The sequence below is a fragment of the Vibrio sp. YT-18 genome (assembly GCF_033337345.1).
Lineage (GTDB): Bacteria > Pseudomonadota > Gammaproteobacteria > Enterobacterales > Vibrionaceae > Vibrio > Vibrio alginolyticus.
The window spans coordinates 1-1,121 of record NZ_JAWOQO010000208.1 but is presented as its reverse complement, the minus strand read 5'-3'; the positions used below and the strand labels follow the sequence as shown (position 1 = coordinate 1,121).

1 protein-coding gene is annotated in these 1,121 nt (G+C 46.7%); it reads left to right on the top strand.

Going from position 1 to position 1,121, the window contains the following annotated elements; all coding sequences use genetic code 11:
- Window positions 1-1,121, top strand: a 1,121-nt coding sequence (gene rng, locus R7M72_RS25475) for a ribonuclease G (protein WP_318056508.1), incomplete at both ends; no start/stop codon positions are given.

Genomic DNA, 1,121 nt, shown 5'->3' with positions numbered 1-1,121 from the left:
AACGTGACCCCGAGTGAAACTCGTGTGGCCATGATTGAAGGTGGAGTACTACAAGAAATACATATCGAGCGCGAATCTCGTCGCGGCATTGTGGGCAATATTTACAAAGGTAAAGTAAGCCGAGTACTGCCTGGCATGCAAGCGGCTTTCGTCGATATTGGTTTAGATAAAGCGGCGTTTTTACATGCGTCTGATATCGTTCCGCATACTGAATGTGTGGCAGAGAACGAGAAACAGCAGTTTCAAGTTCGTGACATTTCTGAATTGGTTCGCCAAGGTCAGGATATCGTCGTACAGGTAGTTAAAGATCCTCTTGGCACTAAAGGTGCGCGTTTAACTACTGACATCACACTTCCTTCCCGTTATCTCGTCTTTATGCCTGGCGCTAGCCACGTTGGTGTATCGCAACGTATTGAAAGCGAAAGCGAACGCGAGCGCCTTAAAAAAGTGGTGAATCACTACTGCGATGAGCACGGTGGTTTCATTATCCGCACGGCCGCAGAAGGGGCGGACGAGAAAGAACTCTCTCAAGATGCTGCGTTCCTAAAACGCTTATGGCTGAAAGTCATGGAGCGTCGTTCTAAGTACAAGACACGTTCAACGCTGTATGGCGAGCTTGGTCTTGCACAACGTATTTTGCGTGACTTCGTTGGAACGGAACTCGACAAGATTTTGGTCGATTCACGTTTAGAATATGAGAACCTCAAAGAGTTTACTTCTGAGTACGTACCGGAGCTGACCGATAAGCTTGAGCTTTACGAAGGTGACAAGCCTATCTTTGATATGTACGACACTGAGAACGAAATTCAACGCTCTTTGGAGCGCAAAGTTGAGCTCAAGTCGGGTGGTTACCTAATCATCGATCAGACAGAAGCGATGACCACCATCGACATCAACACTGGTGCGTTTGTTGGTCGTCGTAACTTAGAAGAGACCATCTTTAATACCAATATTGAAGCGACTGAAGCCATTGCTGGCCAATTACGTCTGCGAAACCTAGGTGGCATCATCATTATCGACTTTATCGATATGGCGTCAGAAGAGCATCGTCAGCGAGTACTAACTTCGTTAGAAGCTGCATTGTCGAAAGACCGCGTGAAAACCAACATCAATGGCTTTAC